Below are 16896 nucleotides of genomic sequence, written 5' to 3'. Positions count from 1 at the left end.
GGATGAATGTACAATGAATTATGTGTTTCCTACACCTATATATCTTGATCTCCAATTTCAAGATAAAAAGAAGAATAGTTATCTATCTATTCTATATACTTTTCGTAGTATTACGATCCCTAGTATATCCATAGGAGGAATACGGTAAATGCTCCTCCTATGGATATTGATGTGGATGATAGGAATATTGCTTCTATTGGCTGATTTTAAAAACACTAGTGCGCGGTGGGCGAGTGCCACTACATTTTGTGGTGGTGTAGGAGGATTATCAGTAGTCATTGGGGAACAGATTAAACCGCTCTTTGAAAGTAATTCTGATGTTTTTCAGTATCTACTTTTAGCTGAAAATATTACAGCGTTCGTATCTGACTATCTGACCCCTTATTCTTTTATATTTTTTGGATTGTCATACTCCGAAATGGTTCCTAGAAAATATATTAGGATACTGCAATATTTCCTTTTTATTCCTGTTATAGGGATGATTATGTTTTATCCTATATATCCAACTTTCGTAGTTCCATATTCCTTAGCGACTTTCTGGGTTGTGCCATATATTTTGGCGGGTATTATACTTCTTATATGGTCCTATATTATGGAAAAAAATCCATTCACTAAAAGAAGTAGATTTTATACCTGTTTGGCGTTTATCCCTACTATGATTTATGCGGTAACTACCAGTTATTTTCTACGCATTATGGATATTGAAGAAGGGTGGCGTTATAATTACTGGATTGCTCTCTTCCTTTTCGTGGTTTCCATCACTTCCCTTTTTCGTTTTGGCTTAGTTGGAGTCCGTCTACGGGTTCAGCGCCAGAGTCTTAACTATTCTATACAGCAGTTAACAGCGGAAACATCTGTGATGAACCATGGAATGAAGAATGATTTAGGACTCATCAAACTATATGGTGAAAAAATTAAAAATTATGCAATGACTACTAATCAAGTGAACTTGCAAAGCGACATTGACATCATTCTTCAAATGCACGAAAAAATGCAAAATACGATGATGAGAATACAACAACAAACAAAGGATCAAAAGCTATATATAGGAGAATATCGAGTAGTGGATATGGTAGAGAGGTGCTTATACCAGTCAAAAGCCAAGTTAAAAGATTCTGGCATCAAGGTAATGAATAGTATGAAATGCGATCTGACTATTTGTTGCGATCGCCTACTAATAGAAGAGGTCCTAAATAATATTGTTTCTAATGCCATAGAGGCTATGCCGTCTGGAGGAAAGCTTACTATAAGTATGGATGAAAATAGAAGGAATGTACTTTTAATATTTAAAGATACTGGAACGGGTATATCTAAAGAGCATTTTCCACGGATTCTAGAACCATTCTTCTCCACAAAATCAAATCCAAGAGAGAACTTTGGGTTAGGTCTTTCTTTTTGCTACAACGTCATAAATAAACATGGCGGAAAAATAGATTTTTATTCAAAAAATAAAAAAGGAACCACTGTATACCTGGCTTTTCCCAAAAAGAGGGGGAGAGTGTTATGGAAAAGATTCGTATCGTAATAGTCGAGGATGATCAGGAGTGGCTAGATGGATTAACTACATATTTAGAGGCGTTTAATGAATTTGAGATTGTAGGACAAGCTCTTACGAGTAGCGAAGCTACTAATATTGTCTATCTTACTTGCCCGGATATTGTATTGATGGATATTATGCTAGAGAGTGAGCTAAATGTTCAGTAGATGATCGAAGATTAATCAATAATTGGTTAAAAAGTGAAAGGTTGAGGGTGTATGAAAAAAAGAAACTGGTATTAATAACTGTCCTCTGTCTTGTTTTGGTAATTTTTATAATAGGTTTTTTTCAAATTACTAATCCCATCACAGCTTATTAATATAAAAGATGCAAAAACTATATATAGGACAACCAGTTTTGGGAAATCAACAGGCCAAAGCGGATCGATTTCTTAGTTTTTGACAACGATATTCACCAAACGGTTATTGATCATCACCACTCTTTTGTTTGGACAGGTACGGCTCTACAATCATCCAGTATACAATGCTTTGGACCAATCTATTGCAAAAAACATATGGCACGGAATGTTTAATTAGAAAGATATTCTTCTACATATTTTGGAATTTTAAAATCAAAACTTAAATGCTTCGTTTTAAATGTGAATTGTGTCTGCTTGGTATAACTTATAAACCTTATTTGCATCTACATTTGGAGGAGCATGTGAAATACTCCACTGGTCGACTTTCATTCTGTTAACAAATTCAGTTATCTCATCTTGCCCATCAAAAATCTTTAAAATGGAATCTGGCTTTTTTGCTGATGAAACTTATACTTTTTGAGTCTTTTCAATCCCCAGATTGTTGTCCGAATCATGAATAACTCCTGTTATGTGTTGTAATTTCTAATCCTTCATATCCATATAGTTCATACCGTTTTTGCCATTGAAATAGGGTCACTTTACTAACCTCATACTTTTTAGCTGTGGCTTTAACTCCAAGTCCTCTTTCAATTTCTTGCAGAATAGCAAGTTTCTCTGAAGCATTAAATTTCCCTTTGTGCATAGAAATGCTCCCCTAAGGTACAGTTTTTATTATTTCAACTGTCTACCTTTTGGGGAGCATATCAATAGTAATAGCGATTACACTTTTCTTGTTTTTAGGGGGGATATCTACTCCAGCACCTTATGGACTTCAGAGGCTTTGACACAGCGACTATGACAAGCTATTTGGTACGGCAGTTTGAAAATCGCACAATAGATCGAATATATGTGCAAGGAATTTCTTCTACCCTAGTTTTCGTACGTACATATATTTCATTTCGGTTAATTCTGATTAATCTTCCAGTAAACTTTGTTGTTACATCCGTTAACGTGATGAGGACTATTTTATTTATTAAACTTCGAGGAATAGATCCGCAATTCATAGTCTTCCTCCCCTTTCTGTTTTAGATTTCCCTATCAATGTATTCTGTTTTGAGAGTATTTGTACACGTCATGTATGGATAGGAGAAAGCGGATTATGGTGTAGATACACAATACTTCAGACCTATCCGTTGCACAAAACACCATATGGTAGGAATTATTCAATTAGAAAGATATTCTTCTACATCTTTTGGAATTTTAAAATCAAAGCTTAAATGGTTCGTTCTAAATGTAATATAAGGACTTTTTTTATATGTGACTATTTCAGCAGTTTGATTAAGTTTCCTTTCCCTATTGTTAGATTCTCCAAGTGTAATTGTGTCTGCTTGGTATAACTTATAAACTTTATTTGCATCTAGATTTGGAGAAACATCTGAAATTTTCCACTGGTCGACTTTCATTCTGTTAACAAATTCAGTTACCTCATCTTGCTCATTAAAAATCTTTAAAATGGAATTTGGATTTTCTGCTGATGAAACTTCTACTTTTTGAGTCTTTTCAATCCCCAGATCGTGGTCCGAATTGGTGCATCCACAAAGAAGGGTAACTATACTAGAAACGAACATGAATAACGAAAAAGCTTTTTTCATTTATATAGTCATTCCTTTCGCTTCGCTCAAGGCACAAAACGAAATGAAATCGTTCTCCTTGAACAAATTTTATATTATTCTAAATCCATAGGGATAACAGTAAACTACAAATCACGCGGAGGTGAGTGGGACACCCCTTGGGTGACCGCATTTATATATGTGTAGGTTGTCCTTCCAAGCACAAATAAGTGTGATATCAAGCACGTAGACTTATCTTTGTATAAACAATCTCGTTTATTGCTGGACAACCAGTCAATGCTGTCTATTCCCTATACACCTCGGAAAGGAGTTACTTCCTATGGCTCTAAAGATTGTTTATCCGATTTGCTGTGGAATCGATGTTCACAAAACCTTGGTGGTCCTGTCCGCTTAGCCTATCCCTGCAGCTTTCTCTTTAGATGTTTCTGTGTAAGTGCGACGTTTCCGTCCTTTTCTTGACATAGAAAATCCCCTCCAAAGTAGACTCTAATGCCCTTAAACTACATTATGGGGGCATTTTTACACTGTCTACCTTGAGGAGATAATACCAGCTTTTTCTATGACTAAATATTCGTTAGCGACAAAAATTAGAAACCGTCCAAGCCTATTTAGATGGGGTTGAACCATGCTCGAATATTCCGGGAAAGTATCAGGTAGATCTTACATCCCTGAGAGCTGTCTAATTGACAACTCCAAAAATGTATCCTTTTGCGTTTAACTTTATTGTACATTCAATATAATAGTCTCTGACTTATACGGTTGAGGTGCGCCACCCCTTGCAAACCTACTATTGCCACTAGTTGAACCTAGATCAAAGTAATCTAATTTCAATTCAAGTTCAGTTCCATAGGTTCCAGAGTATGTTCCCTCACCACTAAACGATACTGTACTATTACTAGGGTTTGGTATCAGTCGACTTCTAGTATTGCCCTTTTTTCTAGATTCCACAATAATATCATATAAATTCATTTCATATTCGATCGAATTGAGTAAATCTTTTACATGCACCTTTCCACCCAGACCAGTTCTAAGAAGGGTTTTTCCTGAGATCTTCTTTTTATGGAGATTTGCTACTACCTGTATTCTAGTGTGAGCAGGAACAACAATTTGTTGAGATGGAACAGAGATCGTTCTCTCCACGGTAGTGCTTTTACCTTTTGTACTGCTAAAAGAAAATTCTGTAGATAGCTTTCCACCCAAGAAGGAAAAGCCCGCGGTAATTTCAGCCCCTATTTTAAGTCCACGTGTGACAGAATTGGATACAGTATCACTTACCTTTTCACTAAATGCTTGAGTACTGATGGTTTGCGGGATATCCAAGTCATTTTCTATTCTTGTTACTCCTACGTATGCCACACCCATATCATTAATGACGGGTGAACCGTTCTCGCGAACATGTGGGTTGTTTGCTGTTACTTTGTCTATACTTTTCACTTGGTAAATTCCGCGATAGGTATAGTTTAAAGCAGTCTGTACTTCTTTCTTTAAATCCAAAATATCGACTGTACTTACCTTCGTCTCTGCAAATGTATTAGCAGGGATCGATAAGGCTAAGAGTGCAGAACACATGACTAATATAATATTTCTCATCATCTTTTTCACGCAATTTATCTTCCTCTCTATTTATATCTTTATTGATTCGCCCTACGTTTACGAATGTATGTTATGACCGTCTAAGAATTCTTACGATTATATTTGGCCTACGCGCAATCGCAAAAGGTGTCTCTCCCCATTTTTTGGTTAATTAACACACCATATATTTGAATACATTGTATAATAATAATATTGTCTATTCAATATTATTATTAATTATAGAATTAATAATATAAAAAATGAAATGAATTATATGTACATTTACAAGAGAGGGACTGCAAAGAGAAATGTCTTTGCAACGGTTTCTTTATGTAAAACAGAAAAATCATGGAGGAAAAAATAAAGATGAAACGTACTCTGTAGTGGGTGCCTATCAAGGTTAAGCTGGGGCCGTGAACGAGGAGTGTCTCTTCCTTTAGCTCACTACTCCTCTATTTTCTATCATGTTTTCTAACATAGTGGTTACTAAATGTAATGATGTGGATGAGTCATTTGTTATATAAATAGAGGAGCCTACCCAGTACAAATAATCCAAACAAACATATATATAGTAAGAATATTTATTAAAGGAGGCATATCATGTCCCAAGCGAATATACCTAATATTTCACCGAATATAAGTATTACCAGAGAAGATGCAGTAAACCTGCTATTATCATCGATTGCGTTAGAAGAACTGGGCTTAAGTCATATCATTAACGCCGAGGGTGAAAAGCTCCAATACGTTCTCGGAACGCTCCCTGGAGTCTCAACATCCTTTCAACCTTCCATTAGCGATTTACTTACGATCAATAATAGCGTTCGCGACACGATTAATGTAATCGGGAAGAAAGAATGGATTCTAAATGAGAAGCTAGAAAATGTGTTAAACACAGACGTTACAAGAGGACCCACGGGATCGGCAGGTGCCACTGGGCCCACAGGACCATCTGGAGGACCTCCTGGACCAGCTGGGGCTACCGGGCCTCAAGGACCAGCAGGGCCGACGGGCGCGATTGGAGCCACTGGAGACGCTGGGCCTCAAGGGCCGACGGGACCTCAAGGGCCAACAGGAGCTTTTGTTACAGGTGATTTCTTATTTTTGGTTCAAGGAAACTCGGGCGCGGACGGAACAGTTCCACTCAGCTTTGGAGATACACTCAACTTTATATCGGATACCTTAGACATCACGGTAACGCCTGGTTCTGCCATCGTGAAACTAGAAGTACCTACCGGTGCTAACGGTGCTACTGGAGCTACGGGGCCTCAAGGACCGACGGGCGCAGATGGCGCGGACGGCACTACGGGACCTCAAGGGAACACTGGACCTCAAGGACCAACGGGCGCAGATGGCGCGGATGGCACTACGGGACCTCAAGGGAACACTGGACCTCAAGGACCAACGGGCGCGGATGGTGCGGACGGTACTACGGGACCCCAGGGTGACACTGGACCTCAAGGACCAACGGGCGCAGATGGTGTGGACGGGGCTACAGGACCCCAGGGTGACACTGGACCTCAAGGACCAACGGGCGCAGATGGTGTGGACGGGGCTACAGGACCCCAGGGTGACACGGGTCCTCAAGGACCAACAGGCGCGGATGGTGCAGACGGAGCTACAGGACCTCAAGGGGACACTGGGCCTCAGGGACCGACAGGACCGTCAGGGGCTGATGGCGGAGCGGGTCCTCAAGGAGCTACAGGACCTACTGGTGCCACAGGAGCTGGACCTCAAGGACCAACGGGACCTACGGGAGCTAATTTGATGGCTAATAATGCAAGATTCGCTCCGAGTGGGACAGTTTCTACTGGATCGCTCGGAGCGGTTGCTCTTACTCAAGTATTTAATAACAGTAATGGAAGTATCAGTCTAAGTGGTAATAATATCGTCTTATCTCCAAATAGCGTTTATTATGCTTCTGTAGATCTTCGAGGAACTTATACTCCATCAACAGATGGTTTAACAGTTGTAGAATTGCTCGCAAATATGAATGGCGGCGGAGGAACTGTTATGACAGATCAATATTCTTCCGCGGGGATGACAGGAGTTCAAAATCCAAATGTCTGGACTGTAAATGCATCAGGATTAATACGGACTACTCCTGCAAGCACACAACTTTCACTTTCTATGCAGATTTCACCTCAATCTGGCGGATCTGCAGCATTTACTGCAAGTAGAAGTAATGTAAGTATTATACAAATTGCGTAGTATATCCTAAATATCATTTTTTTTTGGTAAAGTAAAAGAAATTGCCCTTTGTATTTTGGTTGATGGTACACCCCATCCTCCTACTACAAAAGGGCGATTTCTTTTGATATTACCTATTTACAGGCTTTTATTCATAAAGATCCTCGAAGCAAACAACTGGTTGATTCATTTGAAATAGATACCCCTGTTAAGCAAATCCGTTACATAAAGTAATAAATGACTAGACACAATAAGTCCGAAAGGACGGGATTCAATGAAATCGTATGAAAACTCCACAATGCCTATTCATTCGGAGGGAACAAGTAAAGAACGCGATGAACGACTTGCAGATCAAGGGGCGCCGCTGGGAGAAGCTGTAGAAGCTAATAAGGAGAAGAAATTGAAGGGACCTAATGCTCCGGCTACATAAAAGGGATATAGGAATTCCCTAAGAATATATCAAATAAACAACAAGGTGCAATCTAGAGTAACATCAGATTGCACCTTGTTGTTTATTTGATACTTACAGCATATTTTCGCCTAACTGAACCAAACTCCGAGTGATTTCCCCGCCAACATAGCCGTTTTCGCGAGAAGTAGTGTCTGCTCCGAGTTGAACACCGAATTCAGATGCAATCTCGTTCTTCATTTGGTCTAGGCTGTTTTGTACTTGGTTATTATGTGTGTGTTTCACTTCTAAAACACCTCCTTGTGCACCTTATTATGGTCTTGGAAAAAAGAGAATATGACTCATGATTTGCACCTTATATTTCCAATACCACTAGATCATTATTCTGTTCAAAAATTTTAATTGATTATAAAAATATTTTATTGTATCCTCGATAGGTACAAAGTATATATTTGTTCCAAGGTAGTTGTTCAGCTAGCGGAAGATCTTTTTAAGGGGGATTGTGCTAAAAAAAGGCTTGCTGGGTATTTAGCAGAAATATCTGCTCTTCAATTAGTCGAAGGAGGAATAGCCCATTGGAATCGATAGGATCATTAATAGGTTATCTCATCATGGGCTTTTTCATCATCGTGTTTTCTGGAGTTATGATTTTCTTTATTTTTATTTCCATTCGGGGTTTGTTTAGATGGATTCGTAATAACAATCAGCCCGTGCAAGCAATAAACGCTAAGGTAATAAGTCGACGTTCGATCAAACAATATACCTTTATTGCATTCGAAAGGGAGAATGGTGATCGTATGGAGTTCCGTATGAGTAGATCTAAATCTGTGTTAGTGGTAGGAGACACAGGTGTTCTTACGTTTCAAGGTACGCGATTTAAGGGATTTCAGAGACGTAGAAGTTCATAGTTATACTCTGCTATCTAGTTTAAGAGATTACTACTACGCAAACGAACAGAAGAAGGTGTAGGTTTGAGCCCATTTCCGAAGTATATATATGTTGATATAACGGCTCCATGTGAACCCGTCAATCGAATGGATGAGGATTCCTCTACAGAGGGAAATCGTGGATTTATGCCGTGGGATTTATGGAAAAAAATCGTCGATGAGTGTAGTCAATACGAGGATGTAATACTTACCCCCTCTTGGAAAGGCGAACCCATGCTCCACCCGCAATTTCAAGAATTTATGGATTATGCAATCTCAAGGTTAGATGAAAGAATACGTCTCACTACCGATGGCACACTCATCAGTGAAAAAAACAAGGAAACACTGAGAAATCTAACATGGATTACAGTAAATGTGAATAATGATAAAGGGTTTGAAAATGCAGTTTGGTTGAATAAAGAACGATATACGGTAAATGATCAGTATCCTTATCTCACTCTTGCCTTTACTTCGGATAGCGAGGCTACAAAGAAGTATTTTAACTACATAGTTGGGGATCCATCTCAGGATTTTCGAGGATTCGATTTTGTTGTCTATCATTACAACTTAAAAGAGGATTCCTCGTACCATGATCCATATGTCGGGAAGACGATCTTGATCGATCCCGAGGGTTCGGTTGCCTTCTACTTGCACCCCTATCATGATAATCTAGAAACCATGACCTTGGCTGATATTTGGCATCAGCATGATCTGGATGATTCACCTGATCAAGTCTATCATGACTGTGCTACCCGCAACCGTTATGGAAGCCAATTTTATACTCCATGTAATGATTATAGTAAATCGACTAATTGTCCCAAGTGTGATGGAATTCTATCCCAAAATGCGATCTTCTGTTTAGATTGTGAGAAGCAAGATGTAAGAAATAAACTGATATCTCAAATCCAAGAGATACCAAACAGTAAGATTTTGTCTGGTTATAAGGTCTTCCGAATTAGTTCAACTGATTTTGAAGTCTATAAAGTAGAGGATCTCGAAGAAGATGATGAGGGGCCATATAGCGATAGTGATTGGAATGGCACTGCACATGAGATAGCGGATTATATCCAAGGTGTGCTTACTTCGGATTTGGATCGCGAGGAATATAGTTGCTCTCGATGCGAAGCGTTGATAAAACGTAATGAGGAATTATGTATGGGGTGTTATGAAAGGGAAGGCTTAGAAGAAATGATAGCTGATATAGCTAAAATTACAGACAGAGGAACGGTGTCTGGTGCCATGGTGAAACGGATTGGTTTAACGGAATTTGAAATATATAATGATCAAAACGTATGTAAATGTAGCGGTAATATGCAGAAGGTGGCCGAATACGTCTACTTTTTCTATCCCTATTAAAAATGAAGATTATATGCAAAAAAGTCGTCTAGCTTAAGATGGCTTTTTTGCATATGGTCTCGTCATGGAATGACATTACAATTTTGTAATATAAGTGTAAGCTAAATCAAATTGTTTGTGATATGGCTATATAGTAGTATAAGAGCACAGAAACAATAAAAATTTTATTAATAAGGAGCTAATATTTATGAAAAAGAAGTTATTCCCTATAGTAGCAGCAGGAGTGGCTACAGCAGTTTTTTTAGTTGGATGTGGAAAAGAAGAAAAGAAAAAAGAAGAGCCTAAAAAACCTGCAGTGGAGCAAAATACAACAACACCACCAGCAAACAACAATACTGGCACACCATCCCAGGGAAGTAGTACAACTCAACCAGAAAAAGGTAAAACAGACGACAAAGCAAAAAAAGAAGCAGAGAAGGATAAAAAAACTGATACAAAAGAAAACGAGAAAAAATAAATTTACGTAACTAGTTGTTAAAAATATAGTAAAACATGTAGATTACACAAACTCATATAGGTATACTTAGGGCGTACTTACCATTCCGTGTAAGTACGCATTTTTTGTCTCATTATGCCTATATACTTAAAAAGTTTTCAACTTATAGCGTGATAAGAGAGGATGAGGGGGATTATGAATTTGTCTAAGCAAATCTTAATCGTAGATGATGATAAAGAAATCGTAAACTTAATCGATATTTCTTTACAAAATGAAGGTCATACCACGTTAAAAGCGTATGATGGGGAAGAAGCCCTGACAATCTTACAGGATCATTCCGTTCATTTGATTATTCTAGATATAATGATGCCGAAAATGAATGGACTGGAATTTTGTCAGCGGGTTAGACAGCATAACAACACGCCCATTCTAATGTTAAGTGCCAAATCGGAGGATATGGATAAAATCACCGGCCTGATGACAGGAGCTGATGATTATATGACCAAGCCATTTAACATATTAGAAATGACGGTACGAGTGAAAGCGCTTTTACGAAGGGCTTATTATTTTAATCATCAGCTTCCACAGGAAAATAGTGAGATGATTCGTTTAGGAGAACTGACTATTGATCGGAAAACATATTCTACGTTTGTTAGAGAGAAAAAAATTAATCTAACATCTAAAGAATTTGAAATTCTTTATCTTCTCGCTTCACATCTAGGCCAAGCATTTAATTCAGAGGAAATATTTCGCTCTGTTTGGAAAGAAAAATATTATGAAGCTAATAACACTGTCATGGTGCATATTAGTAATTTACGAGATAAATTAGAAAAAAATTTAGGATATAAAATGATTCATACCATATGGGGAGTGGGTTACAAAATTGAGGGATAAAGTGTATTATCGAATTCTATCTAAAATTGCTGTGGTTTTTATCTTTAGCTTGTGGGCTTCTTTGTTTATTTCCAACTTTGTTTATAGTTTATTGAAAGAATATACTTCTAATCTAGAGGCTATCGAAAGTCTGTTGCCTATCCGTATGGAGTATATATTGGTAGGGTTATTTGGCATTATTATATTTTTTTTATTTACTGCGCGTTATATTCGATACTTTATTCAAATCTGTTATGCGGTTAGCGAGATTGCACAAGGAGATTCAAAAAAGAGAGTTCCGGTTAAATTTCAAAATGAGTTTAGCAAGTTGGCGACTCGCATTAATTTGATTTTAGAACGATTACGTACAGCCGTTGAAGAAGAACGCTTATCAGAACAGACAAAAAACGAGCTAATTACGAATGTTTCCCATGATCTACGGACTCCATTAACCTCTATTATGGGGTATTTGAGTTTGATTGACCGGAATCAATATCAAGACGAAGTAGAGCTCCGATACTATACAGACATTGCTTATCAAAAAGCCCAACGATTAGATCAGTTGGTAAATGATTTATTTGAATACGTTCGGACTAAGAATCCAAAGATGAGCCTACAGATGAGAGCGATCAATTTAAAGGAATTACTGAAACAGATCGCGATTCAGTTCCAAATTCAGCTTACCCAAGAAAAAATGAAGTCAAGGCTTTCGCTACCAGAAAGTCCTGTTTATGTGGAGGCGGATGGTGACCAATTAGCAAGGGTATTTGAGAATGTTATCTCCAATGCGATGAACTATGGAAAAAAAGGGGTATTTGTGGATATTATTTTGGAGGTCCATGACCAACTTTCGATTGTGAAGATCATAAATTACGGGGATAGTATTCCGTTAGCAGATCTTCCTTATCTTTTCGATCGCTTTTATCGAATTGAGAAGTCCCGATCCGTTTATACAGGCGGATCAGGGCTAGGGTTAGCTATCACGAAGAATATCATTGAATTACACAAGGGGTATGTAAATGTTGAAAGTGATGAAGAGGAAACAAGTTTCCACATTTGTCTGCCTCTTTGTAAGAGATGAATATGCTTATACCAGAAGTCACCTGCTTCATTATAAATGAGAAGCAGGTGACTTACATCTACTCAGCATGGGTGTAGTCTAAAGGTTTAAGGATTCCGAAGGTGGTAGCAGTAGCCATTATAATGCTTAGGAATAATTAAATAGTTTATGTTATCAGTTAAAACTTTTACATTTAGTAAAAACCTCTTTTTTTATATCTATTAAGCCGCAATAATATGTAATGATCCCAATTTGAACGCGGGAGGTTATATGCCATTTGCTCTTAATAGAAGCAACGATCTCTCCTACACGTCGTCTGCTAATAAATAATGACAAAGCAATTTCGTTATCCTTATATCCTTTTGCCACCAATATTGCAACCTCAACCTCTCTACAAGAAAGCAAATGATCCATTCAGTATCTCCTTATAAATAAAAATAAAAATGATATACTTATTATTTTATCATAAATTACACTAAAGATTTAGTGAGAGATAAAGGAAGGTACCCATCTAATCAGATCCGATTAGATGGCATAAAACAGCAAAGAGCATCGTCCTTCGCTTTTCGAAAGACAATGCTCTTTTGTACTAAAGGCAACTTTATAGGCATTGAGTGGAGACATAAAAATTGGCTATGCACAACTTTTTTAGTATTGTGCAATTTTTATCATACCACAAGAAAATGGAAAAGTCTATTTTCTTTCGCTATTCAAGCGAGTCATGGAAAATTCCCTGCCTTGCTACATATATATACATAGACACTGCCTAGGGGAGGAAGACGGATGTGCGGAATTGTTGGATGGATGAATTACGAGGAAAACTTGAGCTATCAGACTAAAATCATTGGTCTTATGAATCAACAACATGCTAAACGAGGTCCTGATTCAGAGGGGACCTGGATTGGTAAGCATATAGCATTGGGGCATCGAAGATTAAGTGTGATGGACCCAGAGAATGGATTACAACCTATGGTGAAACAGTTTGGTAATCAACGAATGGTGGTTACATACAACGGAGAATTATACAATATGGCTGAGATTCGGACGGAATTAGAGTCTCTCGGATATCGTTTTACTACTAACTGTGATACAGAATTGCTACCTGCTGCTTACCAAGAATGGGGAGTGGATGCGCCTAAACGAATGAATGGTATATTTGCTTTTGCCATCTGGGATGAATTTTCACAAGAGCTCTATATTGCAAGGGATCGGATTGGGGTAAAACCTTTGTTCTACGCTCATGTGAGAGATACATTTGTGTTTGGATCTGAAATAAAGTCTTTATTACAACATCCAGATATTTGTTCTGTTATAGATGATCAAGGTCTGGCCGAAGTGTTAATGATGGGCCCAGCTAGAACTCCAGGTGAAGGTGTGTTCCGCGATATTAAGGAGCTCAAGCCAGGTCATTGGCTGAAGGTATCTCGGCAAGGTATTCAAACTCATCCATATTGGCAGTTAGTGAGTAGACCACATCCGGATGACTTTGAGGCAACGATCGAGAGGGTAACAGAATTATTCGAGGCTTCTGTCAGAAGACAATTAATCTCCGATGTTCCGATTGGAACGATGCTTTCAGGAGGATTGGATTCGAGCGCGATTTCCGCAGTTGCAGCAAAGGTGTTTCGTGAGGAAGGAAAAGGTCGCTTAACTACATTTTCGATTGACTACCAAGATAATGATCAGTTTTTTGAGAAGAATGAATTCCAGCCCAATGCGGATTCCCCATGGGCGCAATTGATGGCTGAGTTTTTGCAGTCTGATCATCACGTAGTATGCCTTAATAATCAAGAATTAGTGGATTATATCCCCAGAGCTCTCATTGCTAGAGATTTTCCTGGGATGGCGGATATTGATAGTTCATTAATGTTATTCTCCAGAGAGATTAAGAAAGATTTAACAGTCTGCCTTTCTGGAGAGTGTGCGGACGAAGTATTTGGTGGATATCCGTGGTTCCATCGGGAAGAGATGGTTCAGGCAGATATCTTTCCATGGGCGCGTTTAACAAATGAGCGGATTCCATTTATCCGAAAGGATGTACAGGATCAAATTCAGCCAATGGAATATGTACAAATGAGATATCAGCAGACTTTAGAAGAAGTTCCTCGATGCGATCAAGACTCTCCTAAAGAAGAGCGAATGAAAGAGTTATTTTACATGAATCTAACCCGCTGGATGCCTACTCTCCTCGATCGAAAAGATCGTATGAGCATGGCTTACGGACTAGAGGTTCGAGTGCCGTTTTGTGATCATCACTTAGTTGAGTATGTATGGAATATTCCTTGGGAAATGAAAGCGCATAATGGTAGAGAAAAAGGTTTGTTGCGCCACGCACTACGAGGGATTTTACCAGATGAAATTATCGAGAGGAAAAAGAGTCCCTATCCCAAAACACATCATCCTCTTTACCTACAAACCATGCAAAAGAAAGTGAATGAATTACTCCTCGACAAGCAAGCCCCTATCTGGGATTTTCTCGATCACCAAGTGGTTCAATGCTTTGTCGGGCAAAATCTACAAAAAAAGCATCTGCCTTGGTTTGGACAATTGATGAATGTCCCTGCATTACTAGCTTACTGGCTTCAATTCAATCAATGGCTCACCCACTTCCAAGTCCAGTGGCGTTAACGAAGATCCCCTGCTCCTATTGTGAGTAGGGGATCTTCGTTATATAATGGAAGAAGGTAAATAGCGTTATGCGCCCGTAGCTCAGCAGGATAGAGCACTAGTTTCCTAAACTGGGTGTCGGAGGTTCGAGTCCTCTCGGGTGCGCCAGTGATATCAAGGGGTTTAGGGGCTATGACATTGAAAATATGATGTTATAGCCCCTAACTGCAAACAAATTGCAAACCTTTACTTAGATAAAGTGCTTTGTAATCTAGTCTTCAAATAGAAATTTATCCAGCTTGTCCGCGGCTTCTTTTTGCATGTTAGGTAATACATGTGAGTATGTGTCCATGGTTAAAGTGATAGTAGAATGACCGAGGCGTTCCGAAACCACTTTCGGGTGTTCCCCTTGTTGTAACAATAATGTTGCGTGACAATGTCGAAGATCGTGAAATGACATGTAAGGAATCCCGTCTGATTTCTTGACTAAATGACGAAATTCTTTAGAAACTCTGTGAGGATCTATAGGTTTACCGCATGACATTGAGAATACGAAACCATTATCTTGATAAAATTCGCCCACTTGCAATTTATTACTTGCTTGATGGGTCTGAACTTTTTTAAGCATATCAACAACTGAATTTGAAATAGCGAGAGACCTACGACTACCTTCTGTTTTTGTGGCTGGACGAAGTTGCAAACCTTTCTTTTTTACTCGCTGTAGCGAATAGCTGATACTGATTGTGCGCTTCTCTAGGTCTACATCTTTCCATCTCAACCCCAAAATCTCCCCTCTGCGCATTCCTGTATTAAGGGCAAAAAAGATAATAGGATAACACCATAACTTGCCTGCAAGTTGCAATACCGTAAGAACTTGCTCTTTAGTTAAAGCATTCACTCTCTTTTTCTTTGGCTTTGGAGGTATCGTTGCCTTGACGGGATTGTTAAAGATTAACTGCCATTTAACCGCATGCTCAAGCACCTCATGTAGAAGTCGATGGTGGTGATGTACAGACCGTGCTGAAAGCCCACCTTTTCCATCCAAGCGACCGTTTGTTAGTTTTTTTGAATAGTAATTTTGGATGTGCATGGGCTTTAATTGAGTCAATAAGAGTTTGCCCATTGATGGGATTATGTGTTTTTGGATCACAAGCTCATAAAATTCAAAAGTCTTAGGAGCGCAATTAATTTGGGCATAGTCTTCTAACCAGCGGCAGAGAAATTCTCCAAATGTAATCTTGTTTGATTCTACGAAAATTCCTTGATTCATTTCGTAAATTGCCTTTATCATTGCTTTTTCAGCATCGCCTTCTTCATCAAACCCCTTTGACCACATCTGCTTCCGTTTTCCAGTCTGTGGGTCTCGACCAATATCAATTACAAAACAATACTTGTATCCGCGCCTGCGTACATGTCCTCTCAATGTTTGCTTCCTCCTTATATAGCTGTTTGATCTTTCAATGGGGGATACTTCGAATGAATCTCACCCGTTGTCTCGTCTGCTTCAATCCCCATCAACTTCCACCTAATATGCTTGGTGCGATTCCACAGTTCCCTGTTCCGCTCTTCCTTGATGTCTTTGTACTGATCAATCATCATGAAGTCTTTCTCTTTTAATCGTGAAATTGCTTTCTTCACTAGATCCAATAAGAACTCTTCGGATTCTGCTTTCACGATAGTAGCTAGGGTAGGGGCTACTTGGCGATCCAGCCATTCAAGTTTTGTTTCTACTGATATTTCTTTTGGTAGCTCTGCAAGCTTGATTTTGGATGCGTCTCCGATGAAGCGTTCCCACTTCTTCCATGTCTTCCAGCGGCATTTATTGCTATCGGTTCCTTTGATCGTGAAGCGTACATAGTGATTTAAAACTCCCGTTACAATCTCACCTGCATCCATTTCATTTGCGATCAGCCAAGCAACCTTAACGGCTCTTTCGTCCTTTAATTCCAACTCTGTGCGGTTCCAGAACTGGATCCCTTCTAATTCATCCTCTTTCCCATCTTT

The 16896-nt window shown here is 38.8% G+C and carries 17 protein-coding genes and 1 tRNA gene; 11 read left to right on the top strand and 7 right to left on the bottom strand.

Annotated features, from left to right (window positions below):
* Positions 1-196 precede the first annotated feature (196 nt).
* Together BLU58_RS04070 and BLU58_RS04065 are read left to right on the top strand one after the other, a co-directional pair.
* Entirely contained in the window at positions 197-1525 is a 1329-nt protein-coding gene (locus BLU58_RS04070; protein ID WP_176786490.1) for a sensor histidine kinase, read from the top strand.
* Complete coding sequence (locus BLU58_RS04065; protein ID WP_093290955.1) at positions 1504-1704, top strand: response regulator transcription factor; 201 nt, start codon at positions 1504-1506, stop codon at positions 1702-1704. The genes BLU58_RS04070 and BLU58_RS04065 overlap by 22 nt, the downstream gene beginning before the upstream one ends.
* A gap of 642 nt (positions 1705-2346) precedes the next feature.
* On the opposite strand, the gene BLU58_RS04060 is transcribed toward BLU58_RS04065, so the two are convergent.
* The 3 genes from BLU58_RS04060 to BLU58_RS04050 form a co-directional block, all read right to left on the bottom strand.
* Entirely contained in the window at positions 2347-2538 is a 192-nt protein-coding gene (locus BLU58_RS04060; RefSeq protein ID WP_093290954.1) for a helix-turn-helix domain-containing protein, read from the bottom strand.
* Positions 2539-3058: 520 nt separating this feature from the next.
* Positions 3059-3487, bottom strand: coding sequence for a hypothetical protein (locus BLU58_RS04055; protein ID WP_093290953.1), 429 nt, complete (start codon positions 3485-3487; stop codon positions 3059-3061).
* Positions 3488-4186: 699 nt separating this feature from the next.
* Positions 4187-5059, bottom strand: coding sequence for an ETX/MTX2 family pore-forming toxin (locus tag BLU58_RS04050; RefSeq protein ID WP_255404599.1), 873 nt, complete (start codon positions 5057-5059; stop codon positions 4187-4189).
* Positions 5060-5638: 579 nt separating this feature from the next.
* Between BLU58_RS04050 and BLU58_RS17130 the strand changes: the two genes are divergently transcribed.
* Positions 5639-7246, top strand: coding sequence for an alpha-helical endospore appendage domain-containing protein (locus BLU58_RS17130; RefSeq protein ID WP_093290951.1), 1608 nt, complete (start codon positions 5639-5641; stop codon positions 7244-7246).
* 253 nt (positions 7247-7499) lie between these two features.
* Positions 7500-7655 (top strand): hypothetical protein, encoded by a 156-nt coding sequence (locus BLU58_RS16300; protein ID WP_176786489.1) that lies wholly within the window; start codon positions 7500-7502, stop codon positions 7653-7655.
* 93 nt (positions 7656-7748) lie between these two features.
* Here BLU58_RS16300 and BLU58_RS04040 read toward each other — a convergent pair whose 3' ends face one another.
* Positions 7749-7919: an alpha/beta-type small acid-soluble spore protein gene (locus BLU58_RS04040; RefSeq protein ID WP_255404583.1), complete on the bottom strand. Its 171-nt coding sequence runs from the start codon at positions 7917-7919 to the stop codon at positions 7749-7751.
* 290 nt (positions 7920-8209) lie between these two features.
* Here BLU58_RS04040 and BLU58_RS04035 point away from each other — a divergent pair, with 290 nt between their 5' ends.
* The 5 genes from BLU58_RS04035 (at position 8210) to BLU58_RS04015 (ending at position 12306) form a co-directional block, all read left to right on the top strand.
* Complete coding sequence (locus BLU58_RS04035) at positions 8210-8542, top strand: DUF2500 domain-containing protein (protein ID WP_218122177.1); 333 nt, start codon at positions 8210-8212, stop codon at positions 8540-8542.
* A gap of 63 nt (positions 8543-8605) precedes the next feature.
* Positions 8606-9916 (top strand): hypothetical protein, encoded by a 1311-nt coding sequence (locus BLU58_RS04030; RefSeq protein WP_093290950.1) that lies wholly within the window; start codon positions 8606-8608, stop codon positions 9914-9916.
* Positions 9917-10103: 187 nt separating this feature from the next.
* Positions 10104-10373: a hypothetical protein gene (locus BLU58_RS04025; RefSeq protein WP_093290949.1), complete on the top strand. Its 270-nt coding sequence runs from the start codon at positions 10104-10106 to the stop codon at positions 10371-10373.
* Positions 10374-10553: 180 nt separating this feature from the next.
* On the top strand, positions 10554-11246 hold the full coding sequence (locus BLU58_RS04020; RefSeq protein ID WP_218122176.1) for a response regulator transcription factor: 693 nt from the start codon (positions 10554-10556) through the stop codon (positions 11244-11246).
* Positions 11236-12306, top strand: coding sequence for a sensor histidine kinase (locus BLU58_RS04015; RefSeq protein WP_093290947.1), 1071 nt, complete (start codon positions 11236-11238; stop codon positions 12304-12306). Before BLU58_RS04020 ends, BLU58_RS04015 begins: the two co-directional genes overlap by 11 nt.
* Positions 12307-12459: 153 nt before the next feature.
* Here BLU58_RS04015 and BLU58_RS04010 read toward each other — a convergent pair whose 3' ends face one another.
* On the bottom strand, positions 12460-12699 hold the full coding sequence (locus tag BLU58_RS04010) for a response regulator transcription factor (RefSeq protein WP_093290946.1): 240 nt from the start codon (positions 12697-12699) through the stop codon (positions 12460-12462).
* A 369-nt stretch (positions 12700-13068) separates the two neighbouring features.
* On the opposite strand from BLU58_RS04010, the gene asnB reads away from it, so the two are divergent.
* Positions 13069-14913, top strand: a complete 1845-nt coding sequence (gene asnB, locus BLU58_RS04005) for an asparagine synthase (glutamine-hydrolyzing) (protein ID WP_093290945.1) — start codon at positions 13069-13071, stop codon at positions 14911-14913.
* 70 nt (positions 14914-14983) lie between these two features.
* Positions 14984-15060: transfer RNA gene (locus BLU58_RS04000), tRNA-Arg, on the top strand.
* Between the two features lie 103 nt (positions 15061-15163).
* Here BLU58_RS04000 and BLU58_RS03995 read toward each other — a convergent pair.
* Complete coding sequence (locus BLU58_RS03995) at positions 15164-16315, bottom strand: site-specific integrase (protein WP_093290944.1); 1152 nt, start codon at positions 16313-16315, stop codon at positions 15164-15166.
* A 14-nt stretch (positions 16316-16329) separates the two neighbouring features.
* On the bottom strand, positions 16330-16896 hold a 567-nt coding region (locus BLU58_RS03990; RefSeq protein ID WP_143123696.1), incomplete at its 5' end, for a replication initiation factor domain-containing protein.

It is taken from the genome of Thermoactinomyces sp. DSM 45892, from assembly GCF_900107305.1.
Lineage (GTDB): Bacteria > Bacillota > Bacilli > Thermoactinomycetales > Thermoactinomycetaceae > Baia.
The sequence above is the reverse complement of the archived record's forward strand: the minus strand, read 5'-3'. Positions and strand labels throughout refer to the sequence as shown.

Coding starts and splice junctions, on each gene's coding strand:
- BLU58_RS04065 (WP_093290955.1), top strand. CDS start 1,504: ATGGAAAAGATTCGTATCGTAATAGTCGAGGATGATCAGGAGTGGCTA.
- BLU58_RS04060 (WP_093290954.1), bottom strand. CDS start 2,538: ATGCACAAAGGGAAATTTAATGCTTCAGAGAAACTTGCTATTCTGCAA.
- BLU58_RS04055 (WP_093290953.1), bottom strand. CDS start 3,487: ATGAAAAAAGCTTTTTCGTTATTCATGTTCGTTTCTAGTATAGTTACC.
- BLU58_RS04050 (WP_255404599.1), bottom strand. CDS start 5,059: ATGATGAGAAATATTATATTAGTCATGTGTTCTGCACTCTTAGCCTTA.
- BLU58_RS17130 (WP_093290951.1), top strand. CDS start 5,639: ATGTCCCAAGCGAATATACCTAATATTTCACCGAATATAAGTATTACC.
- BLU58_RS16300 (WP_176786489.1), top strand. CDS start 7,500: ATGAAATCGTATGAAAACTCCACAATGCCTATTCATTCGGAGGGAACA.
- BLU58_RS04025 (WP_093290949.1), top strand. CDS start 10,104: ATGAAAAAGAAGTTATTCCCTATAGTAGCAGCAGGAGTGGCTACAGCA.
- BLU58_RS04010 (WP_093290946.1), bottom strand. CDS start 12,699: ATGGATCATTTGCTTTCTTGTAGAGAGGTTGAGGTTGCAATATTGGTG.
- asnB (WP_093290945.1), top strand. CDS start 13,069: ATGTGCGGAATTGTTGGATGGATGAATTACGAGGAAAACTTGAGCTAT.